Here is a 3,101-nt window from a genome sequence, read left to right on the forward strand (position 1 = left end):
CTGAGTCGGCCTGTCCTCCGGAACGCGACGGGTGCCCCTCGCTCGGCGAGGGGCACCCGTCGGTCGTCGTGGGTCAGGAAAGGCGGACCCCTGTGGCGGCCAGCAGCGCGCCGTTGGCGGCGCGCTGGGTGGCGATGAGCTGGGCGCGCAGGGCGGCCGGGACGCGTTCGCGGTCGCGCGGGTCGACCGTGAACGCCGGGTCGTCCGCCAGCTCCGGATGCGCCGACTTCTGCGCGTCCGTGAGCTTCGACGGGATCAGCCGCAGCCAGTGGCCCTCGTCGGACAGCGCGCCGTCCTTGACGGTGATGCCTCCGTCGGGGGCGTAGACGAGCTGCTGGCTGGTGGAGTCGGTGGTCTTCACCTTCCACACGACCGTGTCGGTGTCGATCCAGCGGGCCTTGGCCGTGCCGAGGTCCAGGTCGGGGGCGCTGCCCACCGTCGGCAGCAGGTAGTCGCTGTCACCGGCGATCAGCCAGGTCTCCTTGCCGTAGGTGGCGAAGTCCAGCGACCGGTCGGCACCGAGGTCCTTCTCGTCGCCCTTGTGGACGATGTAGCTGAGCGAGGTCGCGCCGTCGGCGAGCGGCACCTCGAAGGTGACGCCGAACGCGTCCCTGCCGGTGGGGGTGAGCGGCGCCGACCAGTCCGTGGGGTGCTTGGCCCCGGTCCAGGTGTGCAGGCCCCAGCCGTCGTAGTCGCCGTCGGCCCGGTGGTAGTGGATCACGGCCTTGGCCGGGTCGGGGGCCGGGTAGGCGCCGTGTGGTGCCGTGTCCGACTGGCCGTCGTCCCCCTGCCGGATCCATACCTCGCCCGTCTTGTCCAGGTCGATGGTGCGCCGCGGGCCGTCCGCGGTGCCGTTGCCGGTGACCGTGTACGTCAGGCTCCGCGCGCCGTCCTCCAACTTGACCCAGGCGAACGCGCCGTAGGCGTCCCGGCCGGTGAACTCGGCCGACCGGCCCCCGGCTTCGAGTCGCCAGCCGGTGTAGTCGCCGTCCGGGCGCAGGTAGTGCACGACGGCGTAGGCGCGGTTCAGGGCGCTCGGCGGCCTGGGTGCCACCACCCGGCCGGCCGTGGTCGTGGCGAGGGCGCTCGCGGTGCGGCCCGCGAGGTCGACGGCCACGGCCTTGTAGCGCAGGCTGGTGCCCTGCCGCACGGTGTCGGGCAGGTGCTGGGTGACCTTGTACGGGGCGTGGTCGGCGGTGCCGAGCGTCTGCCACGGGCCGTTGCCGACCTGGGCGGCGAAGACGACACGGTTCAGGCGGCCGCCGCTGACGTCTGCGGAGATGTCGACGTCGCCGGTGGCGCCCGCGGCCGGGGCCTTCAGTTCCAGGGCCGGCCGGGTGGCGGGCGTGCCGAGCCGCTGCTTCGCCTCCAGCACCACGGAGGACAGCGGCGGGACGGTGACGGTCACGCGGGTGTCGGCACCGCTCGTCACCGTGTCGGTGGTGCCGTACAGGCCTCGGTAGGTCATCCCGGCGAAGCCCGTGGGGATCCGTACGGTCCGGGCCTGCGTGGCGTTGTTGGCCGCGACCAGGTAGTGGTCGCGCCGGTGGGTGTCGGTGCGGGTGAAGGCGTAGACGGAGCCCTGCGCGTAGCGTTCGGTCTGGACGCCGTCGCGCAGGGCGGGGTGGTGCCGGGTGAGCCGGGACAGGGAGGCTATCGCCCGGTACAGGGGGTGGGAGGGGTCGTAGGCGTCCGAGGCGGCCGTGCGGCCGGTGCCTATCTCGTCGTCGTCCAGGTAGTCCGGCACCCTCGAGGCGAACATCGTCTGACGGGCGTCCTTGTCCCCGCCGGCGCCGGTGAAGCCCTGCTCGTCGCCGGAGTAGACGACCGGGTTGCCCCGGGAGAGGAACATCAGCTCGTGCGCGAAGCGGTCCCGGCGCAGGAGTTCGGCGTCGTCCGCGCCGGGGTTGTCCTTCAGCAGGAAGCCGCCGATGCGGCCCATGTCGTGGTTGCCGAGGAAGGTGACCTGTTCGTAGGCGTTCGCCTTGTCGGTGGTGTAGCGGTAGTCCTGCGCGAAGACGTCGGCGAGCCGGTCGGCCGTGCGGCCCTGGGAGGCGTACTGGCGGATGGCGTCCTGGAGCGGGAAGTCGAGCGTCGCGTCGAGGCGGCCCTGGCGTACGTAGGGCGAGGTGACGGCCGGGTCGGAGGACAGTGTCTCGCCGAAGACGAAGAAGTTCTTCCGGCCCTTCTTCGCCGCGTAGGCGTCGAGTGCCGTCGCCCACTGGGTCCAGAAGGCCATGTCGACGTTGCGGACGGTGTCGACGCGGAAGCCGTCGACGCGGAAGTCCTCGACCCACTTCTCGTAGATCTTCTCCATGCCGCGCACGACCTCGGGGCGTTCGGTCCACAGGTCGTCGAGGCCGGTGTGGTCGCCGTAGAGGGTGCTCTCGCCGGCGAAGGTGGAGTCGCCGCGGTTGTGGTACATGGTGGGGTCGTTGAGCCAGGCAGGGACCTTGGCGTTCCGTTCGGACGGAGCGACCTGTGGTGTGTAGGGGAAGCCGCGGGCGTCGATCTTCCGCATGCCCTTGCCGTCGTCGAAGGGGCGGCCTTCGGTGTCCAGGTAGGGGTAGGCGCCCTTGCCGCGGTACGCGAACGTCTTCTCTGTGTTGGTGATGGTGTCGGCGGTGTGGTTGGTGATGACGTCGAAGAAGACCTTCATGCCCTTGGCATGGGCCTTGCGGATGAGTTCCGCGAGGTCCGCGTTGGTGCCGAAGTGGGGGTCGACACGGGTGAAGTCGGTGATCCAGTAACCGTGGTAGCCGGCGCTCTCTCCGTTGCCCTGTACCGGTTTGTTCTTGAAGATCGGGGCCAGCCAGATCGCGGTGGTGCCGAGCCCCTTGACGTAGTCGAGCTTGCTGATCAGCCCCTTCAGGTCACCGCCCTGGTAGAAGCCCTTGTCGGTGGGGTCGAAGCCGGTGGTGGTGCGGTCGCCGGTCAGCCCGCCCCGGTCGTTGGCGGCGGAGCCGTTCGCGAACCGGTCGGGGAGGAGGAAGTAGAACTGCTCGCGGGTCATGTCGTGCCGCGTCGGCACCGCGGCCAGTCGGGTGTCGGACGGCGGGGCGGGCGGGCGGCCCGTGGCGCCCGCCGGCTGGCCGCCGCCC

At 71.1% G+C, this 3,101-nt stretch carries 1 pseudogene; it reads right to left on the reverse strand.

Annotated elements, in window-relative coordinates:
• Positions 1-82: 82 nt before the first annotated feature.
• Positions 83-3,101: pseudogene (locus tag H5J33_RS29030) on the reverse strand (alpha-amylase family glycosyl hydrolase); the annotation flags it as partial.

Source organism: Streptomyces sp. WELS2 (genome assembly GCF_013870595.1).
Lineage (GTDB): Bacteria > Actinomycetota > Actinomycetes > Streptomycetales > Streptomycetaceae > Streptomyces.